Genomic DNA, 18556 nt, shown 5'->3' on the forward strand with positions numbered 1-18556 from the left:
TAGGCAATCAACCCTTGGATACAGGCAAGGGCGCAAACAGCGCTTCAATGTCACCCTGCTCCAGTTTCCAGCCCCCCGTCGTCCCACCTTCAAGCACCGCCCCGGCCAGCGCTGCTTTTTCCTGCTGCAGTGCCTGGATTTTTTCCTCTACCGTGCCACGAGCAATCAGCTTGTAAACGAACACCGGGTTGTTTTGCCCGATTCGATACGCACGATCGGTTGCCTGATTCTCCACTGCCGGGTTCCACCAAGGGTCGAAGTGGATCACCGTGTCCGCCGCAGTCAGATTCAAACCGGTCCCCCCAGCCTTCAGACTGATCAGAAACAGCGACACCTTGCCGCTCTGAAAGTCCTTTACCGGTGTGCGCCGGTCCGTGGTTTCACCGGTCAGCAGCGAATAGGTAACTTGACGTTGCTGCAGTTCTTGCTCGATCAAGGCCAGCATCGACGTGAACTGTGAGAACAGCAGAATCCGGCGACCCTCGCCCAGCAGTTCTTCAAGCATCTCCATCAAACTGAGCAGCTTGCCACTCCCCGAACGCAGCGCCTTCGCTGTCAGCGGCATATTGATCAGGCGCAGGTCGCAACAGACCTGTCGCAGTTTGAGCAAGGCATCAAGAATGATGATCTGGCTGCGCGCCACGCCACTGCGGGCAATCTCGTCGCGCACTTTTTTGTCCATCGCCACGCGAACCGTTTCATACACATCGCGCTGGCCGTCGCTGAGATCGACCCAATGCACAATTTCGGTTTTCGGCGGTAACTCGGTCGCGACCTGGTCCTTTTTGCGGCGCAGCAGAAACGGTTTTATCCGTGCCGTCAGATGCTGCATGCGCTCGGCATTGCCGTGTTTTTCGATGGGGGTGCGGTAATCACGATTGAAGGATTTGCTGTCACCCAGCCAACCGGGCATCAAGAAGTGAAACTGCGACCACAACTCGCCCAAGTGGTTTTCCATTGGCGTACCGCTCAAGCACAAGCGCTGACGGGCCTGCAAATCACACGCGGCTTGAGCAGCCTTGCTGATCGGATTCTTGATGTTCTGCGCTTCATCGAGAATCAGCACGCTCCACAGCTGCGGCTGCAGAACCTCAAGATCCCTCGGCAGCAAGGCGTAAGTGGTCAACACCAAATCATATTCAGCAAAATTGTCGAAGTCTTTTTTCCGGCCCGTACCGTGTAGCGCCAGCACTTTCAACTGCGGTGTGAAACGCTGCGCCTCGTCCAGCCAGTTGGGGATCAGGCTGGTAGGCATCACGGCCAGTGCCGGGCGATCAAGCCTCCCTGCCTGCTTTTCCGTAAGAAGATGGGCGAGTGTTTGCAGAGTTTTACCCAGCCCCATGTCATCGCCAAGAATGCCGCCCACCTGAAGCTCGCGCAGGGTTTGCATCCAGTTCAGGCCTTCGAGCTGGTAGGGCCGCATCTGTGCGTTGAGTCCGATCGGCGCAGCGACCGGCGTATAGGTTGATTCACGCAGGCGTTTGGCAAAGTTGCGCAGGCGCTCGCCACCCTGCCAATCGAGGGCTACACCGTCAAGCAAATCAAGGCGTGCTGCATCGGGGGCACTCAAGCGCAACTTATTGCCCTGATGGTTACCCAGATACAACTCGCCAAGCGTGGCCATCAACGGTTTGATCCGACCGAAGGGCAGCGCGACTTTGCCACTGATGTTATTGCTCAAGCGTCCGGCACCCAGCTCGACCAACAGCAGTTCATCATCGTCGCGCTGAGCGAGTTTCGCAGGGTCGAGAAGTAGCGGCTGAGTGCGTAACAGATGCAAAAAAATCGGCAACAAGCTATGACGCTCGCCGTTAACGACAATCCCTAATTGCAGATCAAACCACTGGCGCCCCGACTCTTCCTCAACCTCAGCGAACCAGTGTTCGACTGGCTCGACGCTGAAATGAAAGTTCTTGCTGACGTCGACCTGCCAGCCTGCCTCGCGCAGTACGGGAATCCCGTTTTGAGCAAATGCGAGCCACGCCGAATCATCGGGCAGATCAAACTTCTCCCCCGGATGATCAACACTGCTTTTGCGCGTCGCCTTTTTGAATCCGTGCTTCTGCAACTGCTGACGCAGCGCTTTCTCGGCGGTCGGCTGGCGCTGAATACGCAGGGTTTCAACGCCCGAAAGAACCATCACCTCCGGGTTGCGATCCTGCACAGGATGACCATCGTAGGTGAACAGTAAAGCGGCACGGTGCTCGGGTTCGTACTGCCAGCGCGTGTAGCGTTTACCACTGTCGAGGGTCAGCTGCGCCTTGGGCAACACATTATCGACGATCCGCTCCGTGAGCTGGTGCGGCGGAGCCACTTGCGTTGCCGCACTCATCCGATGGCTGAACTGCATTGCCTGACGGGCCGGAATCTCCGGAGCCAACGCTAAATGACAGGCGAGTTTCTCATCGAACTCGTTGAACAGCGGGCCGATTTGCTGCCGTTGGCGATCCAGATAATGCAGCGGCTCCAGCGCGAGAACGGTTTCCACCGGTGCTTCCTGGCTGCTCCAGTGCGGGAGAAAACTGCCGTTGGCTTGTTCGGCCCAGGCAAACTGCGCGCTTCTTCCTGGGCCCGCAGTCAGCGGCTCCAACGCTTCAAAATCCAGATACAGTCGCGACGTTCGCAACAGCATTTCAAGCAGCTCGGCGCCGCTGCTGCCGTCCAGCGGATAGCCGCTGTAATAGGCATGATGCGAGTGCATGGCCACCAGCAACCGGGCAATCCGCAGATCGAGCTCGGTCAGATAACCGGGCTGACGCATCAACATGTCGGATAGCGAGAACAGCGGTTTGACGTCGCGCAGCTCGCCACTCTTGAGCTGGTAGACCTTGAAGATTTCTACCAGCCACTTGCCGGTCACCGGCGTTGCTTTGAGTTTGTAAAAGAGCCGCGTACTGGCCGCTTGCGAGGTTTGATCAGCAGTCTGGGACGTCACAGGAATAGTGGAGAGCCAGTGCTCCAGTGTTCGACTCAGTTGAACAGGAGCGTCACTTTCAGGCGTTCTATCGGCGCGATCGAGCAAGTGATAGAGCACCGCAGCGCAGTGTTTGCAGTTGATCTCGACCGGGCAGGAGCAAAAGCAACGTAGACCGAATTGCTCCTGATGATCTTTGACCAGATAGATTTCCTGTAGATAGACGTAATTTTCAGATCCGGCGCAGGCCGCCTCAATCATCTCGTCATCGACTGAATGGATGTCTATCCGATCCTCCACGGCGTAATCGCGAGCCTTGGCCAAAGCATTACGGCTAAATGACTCAGTCCATGGCAGCGAACGAAGCTGATCGATGATGATCGTCATGGCTCTGATCAGTCCTTTAGTTCGCCAACACCCGCGTCAACGTCGATTTCACCTTACCCATCCCGTCATGCAGCGCCTGCTCGATTTCGGCCATGGTGATCACTTCGGTGGTCTTGCCCGCCGCCGCATTAACCACTAATGCCAGGCAGGCGTAATCCAGATCCAGCTCACGCGCCAGCGCCGCTTCCGGCATGCCGGTCATGCCAACGATGTCGCAGCCATCGCGCTCCAGACGCAAGATCTCGGCAACGGTTTCCAGACGCGGGCCCTGAGTGCAGGCATACACGCCTTGATCGCTGTACTCGCAACCTTCGGCAGCCACCGCCGCAATCAATTGCTGACGCAGCGGCTCGCTGTAGGGAAAGCTGAAGTCGATGTGGGTGACGTGCTCCAGATCGTCGGCGAAAAACGTGTGCTCACGCCCGCTGGTGTAATCGACGATCTGGTGCGGCACGCAAAAATGCCCGGTGCCCATGGCCGGATGAATACCGCCGACGGCATTTACCGCGATGATCGCTTCGGCACCGGCCTGTTTCAACGCCCACAGGTTGGCGCGGTAGTTGACCTTGTGCGGCGCAAAGCGATGCGGGTGGCCGTGACGGGCGAGGAACAGTACCTCCTTGCCGGCGTATTCGCCGATCTGCACCTCGGCCGATGGCGCGCCGTAGGGCGTGTCCACCGCCAGCGATTGGCGAATGGTCAAGCCATCAAGCTGAGTCAGTCCGGTGCCACCGATGATTGCGTAAACCGTCATAGCACTCTCCTCAATCGATCAGTTGAGCGTCTTTGAGCGCGCCGATAGCGGTGAGCCAGCGCGGATCCTGACGGTAATCAGTGCTGGCGAACGCCTGGCTGCGCATACGCGCGATGCGCGCGGACGGCTTGACCTTCATGCGTTGCGCGGCACTGAGGGCCAGCTCGGCGGCGGCGCGGTCGTTGCACACCAGGCCCATGTCGCAACCGGCAGTCAACGCCGCTTCGATACGACTGGCAGCATCGCCGACCACGTGGGCGCCGGCCATAGACAGATCGTCGCTGAAGATCACGCCGTCGAACTGCAATTCGCCGCGCAGGATGTCCTGCAACCAGCGCCGCGAAAAGCCGGCAGGCTGCGAATCGACTTGCGGGTAGATAACGTGGGCTGGCATCACAGCGGCCAGTTGTTTGCTGAGTCTGGCGAAGGGCACGAGGTCATTGGCACGGATCTCGTCGAGGCTGCGCTCGTCATTCGGGATCGCCACGTGGGAATCGGCTTCGGCCCAGCCGTGGCCAGGAAAATGCTTGCCGGTGGCCGCCATCCCCGCGCTGTTCATGCCGCGAATGAACGCTCCGGCGAGCATGGCAGCGCGCTCGGGATCGCCTTCGAATGAACGGGTGCCGACCACAGCGCTGCGCTGGTAATCCAGATCCAGCACCGGGGCGAAACTCAGGTCGAGCCCGACCGCCAGCACTTCAGTGGCCATGATCCAGCCGCATTGCTCGGCGAGATATTCGGCGTTCGGGTTGTCGGCGATGGCACGCATGGCCGGCAGACGAACAAAACCTTGGCGCAGACGCTGTACACGCCCCCCCTCTTGATCCACCGCCAGCAGCAGGTCCGGGCGAATCGCGCGGATCGCCGCGCTGAGTTCACGCACCTGACGCGGGTGCTCGATGTTACGCGCGAAAATGATCAGGCCACCCACTTCGGGCTGACGCAACAATTGGCGATCTTCGGCCGTCAGCCAGGTACCGGCGACGTCCACCATCAACGAGCCTTGCAGGCCAGCAGTCATAGAGATTCCTTGAAAACGAAAAACCCGACCCACAGCAAATCGCTACCGTGAGCAATGCTCGGCAGGTCGGCAATTTCTATGGATTTCAGGTTCAGAACGAGAGTCGGCATGGGCGGCTAGCTTAGCGGATACAAGCTGCCGCGCCCACCCGTGCGCGGTTAAACCTTGGCGGCGACCGGCGTTGATTTGCTGCGCGGACGCAACTGCGCGGTGGCCATGGCGGCGTCGGTGACACCGGTTTCGGCACGCATGCCCGCAGCGAGGAACGGCACCATCAGGCGCATCACTTGCTCGATGGAGGTGTTGACGCCGAAATCGGTCTCGGCGATCGCGCGCAACGCCTTGATGCCGGACATGCTGAACGCCGCGGCGCCGAGCATGAAGTGCACGCGCCAGAACAGCTCGATCGGCGGAATGCGTGGCGCGGCTTCGTTGACCAGCAGCATGTAGCGACGGAACACCTTGCCGTACATGTCTTCCAGATAACGGCGCAAGTGGCCCTGGCTCTGACTGAATGCGAGGCCGAGCAGACGCATGAAGATCGACAGATCGTTGCCGCTGCGTGGCTGAACCACGAGGGCTTGCTCGACGAGAATTTCCAGCAGCTCTTCAAGCGTCGGCTTGTTTTCAGGCTTGGCCTGACGCCGCTCCAGCTCTTTATCGAGGCTGATGCAGAACGGCCCGAGGAAGCGCGAGAAAACCGCTTGAATCAGCGCTTTTTTCGAGCCGAAGTGATAGTTCACCGCTGCCAGGTTGACGCCAGCCTTGCTGGTGATCAAACGCAATGAGGTTTCAGCGAAACCTTTCTCCGCGAACAACTGCTCGGCAGCATCAAGAATGCGTTCAACGGTTTCCGACTGGGCCATGGCTACTCCGCCTGACAAACACTTGTTTGAAACATACGTTTCAGCCTGTGCCTTGTCAAGCCTGCCGGTTCGTTTTGGGAATGGTCGGTCAGCTATTTAACCACACAAGACCCATGCATTAATAAGTCGGCCTGTCGACCGTCCGGCGGCGTGCAAAAAAACGGGCATTGCCAAGGGCGCTTCACTGTATATAATCCCAGTCACTGTATAAAAAGACAGAGCGATCAATATGCTAAAGCTGACGCCACGCCAAGCCGAGATTCTGGCCTTTATCAAACGCTGCCTCGAAGACAACGGCTACCCGCCAACCCGTGCGGAAATCGCTCAGGAACTGGGCTTCAAGTCGCCAAACGCGGCTGAAGAGCATCTCAAGGCTCTGGCCCGAAAAGGTGCCATCGAGATGACCCCCGGCGCCTCTCGCGGCATTCGCATCCCTGGCTTCGAAGCCAAGGCTGACGATTCCACCCTGCCGATCATTGGCCGGGTCGCTGCCGGCGCGCCGATACTTGCCCAGCAGCACATCGAAGAGTCCTGCAACATCAATCCGGCCTTCTTTCATCCGCGCGCCGACTATCTGCTGCGGGTGCACGGCATGAGCATGAAGGACATCGGCATTTTCGACGGTGACCTCCTCGCCGTACACACCACCCGCGAAGCACGTAATGGCCAGGTCGTCGTTGCCCGCATCGGCGACGAAGTGACGGTCAAACGCTTCAAGCGTGAAGGCAGCAAGGTCTGGCTGATTGCCGAAAACCCCGAGTTCGCCCCTATCGAAGTCGACCTGAAAGATCAGGAACTGGTGATCGAAGGCTTGAGTGTCGGCGTCATCCGCCGCTAATTGGAGGCTTTATGCAGTTCCCACACACCCCTCAGCAAACACAACTGCCTTTATTCGAAGCGTTTCTGGCGCAACCGATGGCGCCGATCCTGAAAGACGTGGTCGAACGCCCCTGGAATGCCGAACCCGAAGTATTCAGTGAGCTGTCACTGCGTGGTGCTGCCGGGAACTGCCTGAACCTGCTCGCCCCGATTCTTCGTGAACTCAGTGACGATCAGGACGCGCGCTGGCTGACACTGATCGCACCACCAGCCAGCCTGACCCAAACCTGGCTGCGTGATGCCGGCCTGAACCGCGAGCGTATTCTGCTACTTCAACCACGGGGCGCCCAAAGCGCTCAACAACTGGCGTGCGAAGCGCTGCGCCTAGGTCGCAGTCACACTGTGGTGACCTGGCTCAACCCGTTAAACACCAACTCGCGGCAACAGCTGATCAGCGCCGCACGCACGGGCGAGGCGCAGAGCCTGAATATTCGTTTGGGTTGATTTACGGGCAACAAGCGCTGTGTGAAGCGCAGGGCTTCTCCAGGGACAGAGAAGCCGATCTGAAGCAGTAACGTCAAACAATAAAAAGGCAGGGGATCAATGAAGAACCCGCGGCCCCTCTTCTTTATCAAACTCGCCTTCGACCATACGACCGGCCATCTGCACGCCGACGCTTAGCATCGCCTTGGCGATTTCCACATGCTGACCTTGCAGGAACGCCTTGGCATCCTCGGAGAAATCCAGCGTCACCAAAGAACCCTCGTCCTCAGCCCTGCGCAGCTCGATTCGGCCGTCTGGTAACTCGACAATTTCTAGAAAGGACGTTGGCATAAAGGTCTGTTCTCCACGAAAGGCAGGGATTATATAGACATCATTCAGGCTTCGCTCGGGATCTTGACCAGCAGCATGTTTCAGATTGCCACCGTGTCAATCGCACTCAGCACTCGTTCAAGCCTTCGCGAAAGCGAATCGCCAAGCCTTTCAGATTCTGCCGCCAGCTCTCCAGCTCGTCTCGACTCAACTCTTCGGGCGATTCTTCTTCATCCAGATTAATCGCCTGAATCAGCGGTTGCGTCACATCCCCTTTGGGCTTGTGTGGCACCCGTGGCGGTTGAAATAACGCCGAATGCGCGGCCAGCAGTTTTGCCAGCCAGGTTTCAGAGTTACCCGCCAGCTCGACCATCTCGGCCAACTCTGGAATCGCGATCGACTCGAGGACTTCGCGCGTCAGCAGCATCTCGGCGCGCGGTGCATTGGCCTGCGGCAGACGATAGAAACCAGCGATCTCATGACAGAGCCCCAGCAAAGCGCCGTACAGGTGAAACAACGCCGATTCACGCCCAGCCTGAATCAACGCCAGCGAATTCATCGCGCGCCCTTCTTCAGCGCGAGCCAGAGCTTCGAGCGACAGGCCGGCAAAGTAGATCTTCTGGTTGGTGCGGGTATAGAGTTCGTGGGCCATGAAGGCAGTCTCCACTACGAAATAATTGCTTCACACAGGCCGGACAGTGTCGTGGATCAGCCGATCCCACCGCAAGCACAAAACAAAAAGGCCGCATGAAAACCCTAAGGTTGTCATGCGGCCTTTCAGTATCAGGCTAACGCTTATTCAGCTTTGGCCTTCGTACGCTTGTCTTCAACCGTCCACTTGCCACCGTCGTAGTAAGCCTTCCAACCGGTAGGCTTGCCGTCGACTTCGGTCTGTACGTATTGCTCCTTGGTCTTGCGGCTGTAGCGGATCACCGCCGGCAGACCATCAGGATCTTTCTGCGGCGCTTCGCACAGGAAGTGGTACTTCGGATCAATTTCGTCCTTGTGCGGCAGAATCTCGATCACCAGCGGAGCACGGGTCTCGCGGTTTTTCGGGAACTGACTCGCAGCCAGGAACAGACCGGACGCACCGTCACGCAGGATGTAGGTGTCGTTGACCTTTTCGCATTTCAGCTCAGGCATCTTCACCGGGTCCATCTTCGGCGGCGCCGCATCACCGCTCTTCAGCAGTTTGCGAGTATTTTTGCACGTCGGGTTGGTGCAACCGAAGAACTTGCCGAAACGGCCGGTCTTGAGCTGCATCTCGCTGCCGCACTTGTCGCATTCCAGGCTCGGACCTTCATAGCCCTTGATGCGGTAGCTGCCTTCTTCGATCTCGTAGCCTGCGCAATCCGGGTTGTTACCGCAGATGTGCAGCTTGCGCTTTTCGTCCAGCAGATAAGCGTCCATCGCCGTGCTGCAGATCGGGCAGCGATGCTTGCCGCGCAGGACCAGCGATTCCGACTCACCCTCGTCGTCCGCTGCGATTTCGTCACCCGGCACCAGGTTGACCGTGGCCTTGCAGCGTTCTTTCGGCGGCAGGCTGTAGCCCGAGCAACCGAGGAACACACCGGTCGACGCGGTACGGATCTGCATTGGACGACCGCAAGTGGTGCACGGAATGTCGGTCATGACCGGCTGGTTGGCACGCATGCCGCTGTCCGGGTTTTCGGCCACTTCGAGTTTCTTTTTGAAGTCGCCGTAGAACTCGTCCAGCACGTTTTTCCAGTCGCGCTCGCCTTGCGCCACATCATCGAGGTTCTCTTCCATGCCGGCTGTGAAGCCGTAGTCCATGAGGTTGGAGAAGCTTTCCGAGAGACGCTCGGTGACGATGTCGCCCATCTTTTCCGAGTAGAAACGACGGTTGTGCAAGGTCACATAACCGCGATCCTGAATGGTCGAAATGATCGCGGCGTACGTTGAAGGACGACCGATGCCGCGTTTTTCCATTTCTTTAACCAGACTGGCTTCCGAGTAACGGGCCGGCGGTTTGGTGAAGTGCTGCGATGGATCGAGCTTGATCAGCTTCATCACGTCGCCCTGCGCCATATCGGGCAGAACGTCGTCGTCACCCGGCTTGGCAATCTGCGGCATGACGCGGGTGTAACCGTCAAACTTGAGGATACGGCCTTTGGCGCGCAGCTCGAAGTCACCAGCGCCGACGCTGACGGTAGTCGAGAGGTATTGCGCCGGCAGCATCTGGCAAGCGAGGAACTGGCGCCAGATCAGCTCGTAGAGACGCTCAGCATCACGCTCCATACCCGCCAGCTTGCTCGGAATGGTGTTGGCGTCGGACGGACGAATCGCTTCGTGAGCCTCTTGTGCGCCTTCCTTGCTGCTGTAGACGTTCGGCGTTTCCGGCAGGTACTTCTTGCCGAACTCGTCTTCGATGTAAGTACGCGCCATCGCCACGGCATCAGCCGAGAGGTTGGTCGAGTCGGTACGCATATAAGTGATGTAGCCGGCTTCGTACAGACGCTGGGCCATCATCATGGTTTTCTTCACGCCGAAGCCCAGGCGGTTGCTCGCAGCCTGTTGCAGGGTCGATGTGATGAACGGTGCCGAAGGCTTGCTGCTGGTCGGTTTGTCTTCGCGTTTGACGATGCTGTAGCTGGAAGACTTGAGCTTCTCCAGCGCAGCCATGGCCTGGGCTTCGTTGAGCGGTTTGAAGGCTTCGCCTTTCTCGCGGGCCACTTCAAAACGCACCGTGGAGCCTTTGGTGGTGCCGAGATCGGCGTGCACTTCCCAATATTCTTCGGGGTTGAACGCACGGATTTCGCGCTCACGCTCAACGACCAGCTTCACGGCAACCGATTGCACACGACCGGCGGACAGGCCACGCGCGATCTTCGCCCACAACAGTGGCGAGACCATGTAGCCAACGACGCGGTCGAGGAAGCGACGCGCCTGTTGAGCGTTAACACGATCGATATCCAGCTCACCCGGCTCCGAGAAAGCTTCCTGAATCGCTTTCTTGGTAATTTCGTTGAACACCACGCGCTTGTAGCGGCTGTCGTCACCACCGATGGCTTCGCGCAGGTGCCAGGCAATGGCTTCCCCCTCGCGATCCAAGTCGGTTGCGAGATAGATGGTGTCAGCATCCTTGGCGAGCCGGCGCAGCTCTTCGATGACCTTCTCTTTACCCGGAAGGATCTCGTACTGGGCCTTCCAGCCATGATCGGGATCGACACCCATACGCGAAACGAGCTGCTTGCGCGCTTTCTCTTTCGGCGAGAGCACCGGACCTTCGCCCGCGGCAGCCTTGCCGCGCTTGGCGGCTGGCTCTTTGCTGGCGCTAGCCGAACCGCTGGTGGGCAGGTCTCGGATATGGCCGATACTCGACTTCACCACGTATTGGTTACCCAGATACTTGTTGATGGTCTTGGCCTTAGCCGGGGATTCCACAATGACCAGCGATTTGCCCATGGATCAGAAAATTCCTGAATTCTAGAAGTGAAAGGCGGTTGGCGCCTGACGCGGCACCGCTATATATAGTTGATACAAGGTGAGGTCAAGCACAGGGTTCTGTGCGCACTCGCCTCATGCCTTGGAAAAAAGGCTCGGTTCGGCTTGCACCAAAGCAAAGCGTGGCACCTGCTCGCCGTCAACCTCGACTGACTCGAGAAACATGCTCAGAGGGCGCACCCAAAAGCCGTAATCGCCATACAGGGCTTGGTAAAAGACCACTTCTTCTTCGGTCTCGGAATGCCGCGCAACACTGAATACGCGGTACTGCGGACCTTTGTAATGTTGGTAGAGCCCAGGTTGTATCGGCATGCTTCGGCCCTCACTCAAATTTTTTCAAAAATAAAAACAAAATAAATCCTCAAAAACAAAAACCGGGGCACTTGGCCCCGGCTTCCATCGACGAGACGCTTAAACGCGTTCGAAGACGGTGGAGATGCCTTGGCCGAGACCAATGCACATAGTGGCCACCCCGAAGGTGCCGCTATTCTGCTTCATCACGTTCAGCAAGGTGCCGGAAATACGGGCACCGGAGCAACCGAACGGGTGACCCAGGGCGATTGCACCGCCGTGCAGGTTAACCTTCTCGTTCATCTTGTCGAGCACTTTCAGATCTTTCAGCACTGGCAGGGCCTGTGCAGCGAAAGCTTCGTTGAGTTCGAAGAAGTCGATATCGTTGATGCCAAGGCCCGCACGCTTCAGGGCTTTTTGTGTTGCCGGAACTGGACCATAGCCCATGATCGCCGGATCCACACCCGCCACTGCCATCGAACGGATAACCGCCATTGGCTGGATACCCAGGTCCTGCGCACGCTGCGCCGACATCACGATCATGCACGAAGCACCATCGGTGATCTGCGACGAAGTACCGGCAGTCACGGTGCCGCCCTTTGGATTGAAGGCAGGCTTGAGGGCCGCCAGACTTTCCAGGGTGGTTTCCGGACGAATGGTTTCGTCGTAGTCGAACAGTTTCAGGAAACCGTTCTCGTCGTAGCCCTGCATCGGGATGATTTCGTCTTTGAACTTGCCTTCCACGGTTGCCTTGTGGGCCAACTGGTGGGAACGCACGCCGAAAGCGTCCTGCTGCTCGCGAGTGATGCCGTGCATTTTGCCGAGCATTTCCGCGGTCAGGCCCATCATGCCCGAGGCTTTTGCCGCGTACAGCGACATGTGCGGGTTCGGATCGACACCGTGCATCATGCTCACGTGGCCCATATGCTCGACGCCGCCAACCACGAACACGTCACCGTTGCCGGTCATGATCGCTTGCGCAGCGGTGTGCAGCGCGCTCATCGACGAGCCGCACAGACGGCTGACGGTCTGACCGGCCGAGGTGTGCGGGATCTGGGTCATCAGCGACGCCATGCGCGCGATGTTCCAGCCCTGCTCCAGGGTCTGGTTGACGCAGCCCCAGATCACGTCCTCGACTTCTGCCGGATCGACCTTGGCGTTGCGTTCCAGCAATTTGCTGATCAGGTGCGCCGACATGTCTTCGGCGCGGGTGTTGCGGTGCATGCCGCCCTTGGAGCGGCCCATCGGAGTACGACCGAAGTCGACAATCACGACGTCTCTAGGATTCAAGCTCATAAGTTCACTCTCACTCTAGTTGGGGGCGCTTAACCGAAGAAGCTCTGGCCGTTTTTGGCCATTTCGCGCAGCTTCGCGGTCGGGTGGTACAGCGCGCCCAAATCAGCGTACTGGTCAGCCAGGGCAACGAACTCGGCAACACCGATCGAATCGATGTAGCGCAGCGCACCGCCACGGAATGGAGGGAAACCGATACCGTAGACCAGACCCATGTCGGCTTCGGCGGCGGTTTCAACGATGCCGTCTTCCAGGCAACGCACGGTTTCCAGGCACAGCGGGATCATCATCCAGTTGATGATGTCTTCGTCAGTGACTTCGCGTTGCTCGTAAACGATCGGCTTGAGCACTTCCAGCACCGATGGATCGGCAACTTTCTTCTGCTTGCCTTTCTTGTCGGCCTCGTAGGCGTAGAAGCCCTTGCCGTTCTTCTGGCCCAAGCGCTTGGCTTCGTACAGCACGTCGATGGCCGAACGACGGTCATCCTTCATGCGGTCCGGGAAACCTTCAGCCATGACGTCACGACCGTGGTGACCGGTGTCGATGCCGACCACGTCCATCAGGTAGGCCGGGCCCATCGGCCAGCCGAATTTTTCCATGACCTTGTCGATACGGACAAAGTCCACACCGGCGCTGACCAGCTTGGCGAAACCGCCGAAGTACGGGAACAGTACACGGTTAACGAGGAAGCCCGGGCAGTCATTGACCACGATCGGGTTCTTGCCCATTTTCTTGGCGTAGGCAACGGTGGTGGCAACAGCCAGTTCGCTGGACTTCTCGCCACGGATCACTTCCACCAGCGGCATCATGTGCACCGGGTTGAAGAAGTGCATGCCGACGAAGTTTTCCGGGCGCTTGAGGGCTTTCGCCAGCAGGCTGATGGAAATGGTAGAGGTGTTGGACGCGAGGATGGTGTCCTCTTTGACCTGAGCTTCAACTTCAGCCAGTACGGCTTGCTTGACCTTCGGGTTCTCGACCACAGCTTCGACCACCAGATCGACGTGACCGAAGTCGCCGTAGGACAGGGTTGGACGAATGGCGTTGAGCACTTCAGCCATTTTCGCAGCGGTCATGCGACCTTTATCAACGCGGCCAACCAGCAGTTTGGCGGCTTCGGCCAGACCCTGCTCGATACCGTGCTCGTTGATGTCCTTCATCAGGATCGGCGTACCTTTGGAAGCCGACTGATAGGCGATACCGCCACCCATGATGCCAGCGCCGAGTACAGCGGCCTGCTTCACGTCTTTGGCGATTTCGTCGTAGGCCTTGGCCTTTTTCTTCAGCTCCTGATCGTTCAGGAACAGACCGATCAAGCTCTGCGCGGCAGAGGTCTTTGCCAGTTTGACGAAACCGGCGGCTTCGACTTCCAGCGCTTTGTCACGACCGAAGTTCGCGGCTTTCTGGATGGTCTTGATCGCTTCAACCGGCGCCGGGTAGTTCGGGCCAGCTTGACCGGCGACAAAACCTTTGGCGGTTTCGAAAGCCATCATTTGCTCAATGGCGTTCAACTTGAGTTTTTCAAGTTTCGGCTGACGCTTGGCCTTGAAATCGAACTCGCCGGAGATGGCGCGCTTGATCAGCTCAAGGGCAGCTTCCTGCAGTTTCTCAGGAGCAACCACGGCATCGACGGCGCTGACTTTCAGAGCGTCTTCAGGGCGGTTTTCCTTGCCGGCGGCAATCCACTCGATGGCGTTGTCGACACCGATCAGACGCGGCAGACGCACGGTGCCGCCGAAGCCTGGGTAGATGCCCAGTTTGACTTCCGGCAGACCGATCTTGGCCTTGGTCGACATGACGCGATAGTCAGCCGCCAGGCACATTTCCAGACCGCCGCCCAGCGCGATGCCGTTGATGGCCGCTACGGTCGGAACGTTGAGGTCTTCGAAATCGCTGAAGATCTTGTTGGCTTCGAGATTGCCAGCAACCAGCTCGGCATCCGGCAGCTTGAAGTTGTCGACAAATTCGGTGATGTCGGCGCCGACGATGAACACGTCCTTGCCACTGCTGACGATCACGCCCTTGATCGAAGCATCTGCCTTGATGGTGTCTACGGCCTGACGCAGTTCGTTCAGGGTTAGACGGTTGAACTTGTTGACGGACTCACCCTTGAGGTCGAATTTCAATTCGACGATGCCACTTTCAAGAGCTTTAACCGTGATGGCTTTACCTTCGTAAATCATCAACTGATCTCCACGATATGGAAGCTGAACAGTACACGTCGGACGCAGGCGAATGGCTCGGCAGGACGCTTTTTCGTCGATGCTAACGCCAATCCACCCGGCACACCCGCCAACGCGATAGTCGGGATTCTGTAGGAGCAGTCTGTAAGACAAACGCTCAATTCATACGCCCGTTTGATTTGGGTACGTCACCTTCACGGAATTTCCGACAATTGTCAATCGCCCAAAATACGGGTTGAAATGCGACTTTGCGGTCATTTCTGTAAGACGAAGACCCGCAACACGCGTCTGCATGTGAAGCCATTCATAGAATCAATAGTTAGAAAAGTCGCCCTAATTCGCGGCGGCCCTTGTTTAAAGGGCTACGCTGGGTGGACTACGGAGAGATATGCCGACCCTGTCAGCATCAAAAAGAAGTTTCCGGCCTGCCTGGCCACCCCGCCCGACGAATCATGTCGGGCTTTTTATTGCGCGTCTGCCGGACGTTCCCCACCGTTGCAGTGGGAAAAGTCCGCGCCTCACGCCAGTGCTTTCAGAGTGGCGTCAATGTCCTGCAAAACCGAGGCTTCGCCCTTCTCGCCCCAATACAAGGCGATCATCTGTTTGTCTGCCTCGACTTTGAAAACGTTGCCCGGCAACTTTTCGAAATGATTGAGCAGCGCACGGTCCTCACAGACTTCCTGCCACTGATTGACCCACACACCCGGTGTTTTCTGCCAGTAAGTCCAGCACGCAGGCTCTTTGCCCCGGCGCGGCCGATGATACTGCGCACACGGATTGGGCGGCTCCTGCGCCAGCCAGTGCGGCCATTCCTGAGGCGCCAGTTGCATGGCCAGCCCCATGCGTCGAGCTTCCATGCGCAGGGCGATGCGACCGCTTTGCGCGCGCGATGGGCGCAACCACGCCAGCGGACTTAAAACCACCAGCAGGATTGACACCACTAACCAGACCGTCATATCTCTATTCCCAATTCTTGATGAGCGCATTCTGTCACTTTGGAACCAATGCGCCTGAAACCAGCCATACTTAACAATATTGAAACCTCACGAGGAGCACCTCATGCCCTACCACCACATCCTGGTCGCCGTAGACCTGACCGAAGAGTGCGACCCTGTGATTCACCGCGCCCGAGAGCTGTCGGTGAGCAATGGCGCCAAGCTGTCGCTGGTGCACATCGTTGAGCCGATGGCCATGGCGTTCGGCGGTGACGTGCCAATGGATCTGTCACAACTGCAACAGCAGCAGTTTGATCAGGCCAAGGAGCGACTTGCGCGCTTGAAAGTCAAATATGCAGAGCTGGAAGCCGCCGACTGCCACTTGACCTATGGCCAGCCACGCCAGGAAATTCATCATTTCGCCAAGGAAAACACGTGCGATCTGATCGTGGTCGGCAGCCATGGCCGTCATGGTCTGGCGCTGTTGCTCGGTTCCACCGCCAATGACGTACTCCACGGTGCGCCATGCGACGTCCTCGCCGTCCACTTGGTCAAACGTTGAAACACTGATCATTGTGGGAGCGAGCCTGCTCGCGAAGGCGTCGGCACATTCAGTATTAATGCCGCCTGACACACCGCATTCGCGAGCAGGCTCGCTCCCACATTGGGTCTCCGCCCGCATATGAAAAGCCCGGCGTTCATCACTGAGCGCCGGGCTTTTTCACATCAGGATCAATCAGGCATCCAGCTCGGCCCAACGCTCCACCAGCGCATCCAGCTCAGCCTGCAACTGCTCCAGCGAAGCAATCACCTTGGCCGTTTCTGCCGGCGGTCGCTGATAGAAACCGCCTTCAGCCATTTCGGCTTCTACCGCAGCGATCTGCTGTTCCTTGGCGTCGATATCGCCCGGCAACGCTTCCAGCTCACGCTGCAGCTTGTAACTCAGCTTTTTCCTGGCCGCCGGGGCTGCAGCGGCAGGCGCAGCAACCACAGCAGGCTCAGCGGTGACTACCGCCGAATTCAGGTCAGCCTTGCCCGATTTGCTTTCAGTCACACCCAGCAGGCGCGGCGAGCCGCCCTGACGGATCCAGTCCTGATAGCCACCGACGTACTCGCGCACCTTGCCTTCACCTTCGAAGACCAGGGTGCTGGTGACCACGTTGTCGAGGAATGCCCGGTCGTGACTGACCATCAGCACGGTGCCGTTGAAGGTCAGTAGCACTTCTTCGAGCAGCTCGAGGGTTTCCACGTCGAGGTCGTTGGTCGGTTCGTCGAGGACCAGCAGGTTCGCCGGCTTGCTGAACAGCTTGGCCAGCAACAGACGCGCCCGCTCACCACCCGACAGCGCCTTGACCGGCGTACGAGCACGCTGCGGGCTGAACAGGAAGTCGCCGAGGTAACTCAGCACGTGACGGCTCTGACCATCGATATCGATGAAATCGCGACCTTCGGCGACGTTGTCGATCACGGTCTTTTCCAGATCCAACTGATGGCGCAACTGGTCGAAGTACGCCACGTCGATCCGCGTGCCCTCTTCCACTTTGCCGCTGGTCGGTTGCAGACCGCTGAGCATCAGTTTCAGCAGGGTGGTCTTGCCGGTACCGTTGGCGCCAAGCAGGCCGATACGGTCGCCTCGCTGCAGGACCATCGAGAAGTCCTTGATCAGGAACGGCCCGCCCGGATGCGCAAAGCTGACATTTTCGAGGACCATCACCTGCTTGCCGGACTTGTCAGCGGTTTCCAGCTGAATGTTGGCCTTGCCGGTGCGCTCGCGACGCTCGCTGCGCTCAACGCGCAGGGCTTTCAGGGCGCGGACGCGGCCCTCGTTACGGGTACGACGGGCCTTGATGCCCTGGCGGATCCACACTTCTTCCTGGGCCAGACGCTTGTCGAACAGCGCGTTGGCGGTCTCTTCAGCGGCCAGCGCGGCTTCTTTGTGCACAAGGAAACTGGCGTAGTCGCCGTTCCAGTCGATCAGGCCGCCGCGATCCAGCTCAAGGATGCGCGTGGCCAGGTTTTGCAGGAAAGAACGGTCGTGCGTGATGAACAGCACAGCGCCCTGGAAATCTTTCAGGGCTTCTTCGAGCCAGGCAATTGCACCGATGTCCAAGTGGTTGGTCGGTTCGTCGAGCAGCAGCAGATCCGGCTCTGACACCAGCGCCTGCGCCAGCAGGACGCGACGACGCCAGCCGCCGGACAGTTCGGCGAGGGTCTTGTCGGCCGGCAGTTGCAGACGGCTCAGAGTGCTGTCGACGAGGGTCTGCAAGCGCCAGCCGTCACGGGCTTCGAGGTCGTGCTGAACGTGCATCAGCTTGTCCAGATCGGCATCGGTGACGATGTTCTGGCTCAGGTGATGGTATTCGGCGAGCAAGGCACCGACGCCGTCGAGGCCTTCAGCCACCACGTCGAACACGGTCCGCTCGTCGGCCACCGGCAGTTCTTGCGGCAATTCGCCGATTTTCAGACCGGGGGCACGCCACACCGAGCCGTCATCGGGCTTCTGGTCGCCCTTGACCAGTTTCATCATGCTGGACTTGCCAGTGCCGTTGCGGCCGATGATGCACACCCGCTCACCACGGGCGATCTGCCAGGACACCTTGTCCAACAACGGCATAGCGCCGAACGCAAGGGACACATCGCTGAATTTGAGCAGGGTCATGAGCTTCTCCAAAAACCGGGCGCGCATTCTACCTGAGTTAGGGCTTCAACAGGCCGGCAATTTGTCTGTCGAAGCACTCTGCACAACATTTGTTGCGAACTTGTGCTGCGAGGCCCGCAAAGCTTTCGCCGCTTGCTGGCAAAAGGCTAAGCTACAGAC

General features: G+C 58.5%; 15 protein-coding genes. 3 read left to right on the forward strand and 12 right to left on the reverse strand.

The window, feature by feature from the left end:
* Positions 1–7: 7 nt before the first annotated feature.
* The 4 genes from QZR14_RS13285 to QZR14_RS13300 form a co-directional block, all read right to left on the reverse strand.
* The gene (locus QZR14_RS13285) at positions 8–3301 is read right to left on the reverse strand and encodes a DEAD/DEAH box helicase (protein ID WP_311996814.1); all 3294 of its coding nucleotides are present in this window, start codon (positions 3299–3301) and stop codon (positions 8–10) included.
* A 16-nt stretch (positions 3302–3317) separates the two neighbouring features.
* Complete coding sequence (locus tag QZR14_RS13290; protein ID WP_250606986.1) at positions 3318–4055, reverse strand: S-methyl-5'-thioinosine phosphorylase; 738 nt, start codon at positions 4053–4055, stop codon at positions 3318–3320.
* 10 nt (positions 4056–4065) lie between these two features.
* Positions 4066–5076: a beta-N-acetylhexosaminidase gene (nagZ, locus tag QZR14_RS13295; RefSeq protein WP_250606988.1), complete on the reverse strand. Its 1011-nt coding sequence runs from the start codon at positions 5074–5076 to the stop codon at positions 4066–4068.
* Between the two features lie 158 nt (positions 5077–5234).
* On the reverse strand, positions 5235–5942 hold the full coding sequence (locus tag QZR14_RS13300; protein WP_007910473.1) for a TetR/AcrR family transcriptional regulator: 708 nt from the start codon (positions 5940–5942) through the stop codon (positions 5235–5237).
* A gap of 229 nt (positions 5943–6171) precedes the next feature.
* Here QZR14_RS13300 and lexA point away from each other — a divergent pair, with 229 nt between their 5' ends.
* Together lexA and sulA are read left to right on the forward strand one after the other, a co-directional pair.
* Entirely contained in the window at positions 6172–6780 is a 609-nt protein-coding gene (gene lexA / locus QZR14_RS13305) for a transcriptional repressor LexA (RefSeq protein WP_003226590.1), read from the forward strand.
* An 11-nt stretch (positions 6781–6791) separates the two neighbouring features.
* A complete protein-coding gene (gene sulA / locus QZR14_RS13310) occupies positions 6792–7265 on the forward strand; it encodes an SOS-induced cell division inhibitor SulA (protein ID WP_250606989.1) in 474 nt (157 codons plus the stop codon).
* A 96-nt stretch (positions 7266–7361) separates the two neighbouring features.
* On the opposite strand, the gene QZR14_RS13315 is transcribed toward sulA, so the two are convergent.
* The 7 genes from QZR14_RS13315 to QZR14_RS13345 form a co-directional block, all read right to left on the reverse strand.
* Positions 7362–7595 (reverse strand): hypothetical protein, encoded by a 234-nt coding sequence (locus QZR14_RS13315; protein WP_003226592.1) that lies wholly within the window; start codon positions 7593–7595, stop codon positions 7362–7364.
* Positions 7596–7701: 106 nt separating this feature from the next.
* Positions 7702–8226 carry a DUF6586 family protein gene (locus QZR14_RS13320; protein WP_311996815.1) on the reverse strand — a complete coding sequence of 175 codons (525 nt, stop codon included), beginning with the start codon at positions 8224–8226 and terminating at the stop codon, positions 7702–7704.
* 143 nt (positions 8227–8369) lie between these two features.
* Positions 8370–11000, reverse strand: coding sequence for a type I DNA topoisomerase (topA, locus tag QZR14_RS13325; RefSeq protein WP_250606991.1), 2631 nt, complete (start codon positions 10998–11000; stop codon positions 8370–8372).
* 114 nt (positions 11001–11114) lie between these two features.
* Complete coding sequence (locus tag QZR14_RS13330; protein WP_007910467.1) at positions 11115–11351, reverse strand: DUF1653 domain-containing protein; 237 nt, start codon at positions 11349–11351, stop codon at positions 11115–11117.
* A gap of 99 nt (positions 11352–11450) precedes the next feature.
* Positions 11451–12626: an acetyl-CoA C-acyltransferase FadA gene (gene fadA / locus QZR14_RS13335; protein ID WP_007910465.1), complete on the reverse strand. Its 1176-nt coding sequence runs from the start codon at positions 12624–12626 to the stop codon at positions 11451–11453.
* 29 nt (positions 12627–12655) lie between these two features.
* Positions 12656–14803 (reverse strand): fatty acid oxidation complex subunit alpha FadB, encoded by a 2148-nt coding sequence (fadB, locus tag QZR14_RS13340; protein WP_250606992.1) that lies wholly within the window; start codon positions 14801–14803, stop codon positions 12656–12658.
* Positions 14804–15321: 518 nt separating this feature from the next.
* Positions 15322–15759, reverse strand: a complete 438-nt coding sequence (locus QZR14_RS13345) for a hypothetical protein (protein WP_250606993.1) — start codon at positions 15757–15759, stop codon at positions 15322–15324.
* 103 nt (positions 15760–15862) lie between these two features.
* Here QZR14_RS13345 and QZR14_RS13350 point away from each other — a divergent pair, with 103 nt between their 5' ends.
* Positions 15863–16300: a universal stress protein gene (locus QZR14_RS13350; protein ID WP_311996816.1), complete on the forward strand. Its 438-nt coding sequence runs from the start codon at positions 15863–15865 to the stop codon at positions 16298–16300.
* A gap of 174 nt (positions 16301–16474) precedes the next feature.
* On the opposite strand, the gene QZR14_RS13355 is transcribed toward QZR14_RS13350, so the two are convergent.
* A complete protein-coding gene (locus QZR14_RS13355; protein WP_250606995.1) occupies positions 16475–18397 on the reverse strand; it encodes an ATP-binding cassette domain-containing protein in 1923 nt (640 codons plus the stop codon).
* Between the last annotated feature and the right edge of the window lie 159 nt (positions 18398–18556).

It is taken from the genome of Pseudomonas sp. rhizo66 (genome assembly GCF_031931925.1).
In the GTDB taxonomy this organism is placed as follows: domain Bacteria; phylum Pseudomonadota; class Gammaproteobacteria; order Pseudomonadales; family Pseudomonadaceae; genus Aquipseudomonas.

Coding starts and splice junctions, on each gene's coding strand:
- nagZ (WP_250606988.1), bottom strand. CDS start 5,076: ATGACTGCTGGCCTGCAAGGCTCGTTGATGGTGGACGTCGCCGGTACC.
- QZR14_RS13315 (WP_003226592.1), bottom strand. CDS start 7,595: ATGCCAACGTCCTTTCTAGAAATTGTCGAGTTACCAGACGGCCGAATC.
- QZR14_RS13320 (WP_311996815.1), bottom strand. CDS start 8,226: ATGGCCCACGAACTCTATACCCGCACCAACCAGAAGATCTACTTTGCC.
- QZR14_RS13345 (WP_250606993.1), bottom strand. CDS start 15,759: ATGACGGTCTGGTTAGTGGTGTCAATCCTGCTGGTGGTTTTAAGTCCG.
- QZR14_RS13330 (WP_007910467.1), bottom strand. CDS start 11,351: ATGCCGATACAACCTGGGCTCTACCAACATTACAAAGGTCCGCAGTAC.
- topA (WP_250606991.1), bottom strand. CDS start 11,000: ATGGGCAAATCGCTGGTCATTGTGGAATCCCCGGCTAAGGCCAAGACC.
- QZR14_RS13300 (WP_007910473.1), bottom strand. CDS start 5,942: ATGGCCCAGTCGGAAACCGTTGAACGCATTCTTGATGCTGCCGAGCAG.
- fadA (WP_007910465.1), bottom strand. CDS start 12,626: ATGAGCTTGAATCCTAGAGACGTCGTGATTGTCGACTTCGGTCGTACT.
- sulA (WP_250606989.1), top strand. CDS start 6,792: ATGCAGTTCCCACACACCCCTCAGCAAACACAACTGCCTTTATTCGAA.
- QZR14_RS13290 (WP_250606986.1), bottom strand. CDS start 4,055: ATGACGGTTTACGCAATCATCGGTGGCACCGGACTGACTCAGCTTGAT.
- QZR14_RS13285 (WP_311996814.1), bottom strand. CDS start 3,301: ATGACGATCATCATCGATCAGCTTCGTTCGCTGCCATGGACTGAGTCA.
- fadB (WP_250606992.1), bottom strand. CDS start 14,803: ATGATTTACGAAGGTAAAGCCATCACGGTTAAAGCTCTTGAAAGTGGC.
- QZR14_RS13355 (WP_250606995.1), bottom strand. CDS start 18,397: ATGACCCTGCTCAAATTCAGCGATGTGTCCCTTGCGTTCGGCGCTATG.
- QZR14_RS13350 (WP_311996816.1), top strand. CDS start 15,863: ATGCCCTACCACCACATCCTGGTCGCCGTAGACCTGACCGAAGAGTGC.
- lexA (WP_003226590.1), top strand. CDS start 6,172: ATGCTAAAGCTGACGCCACGCCAAGCCGAGATTCTGGCCTTTATCAAA.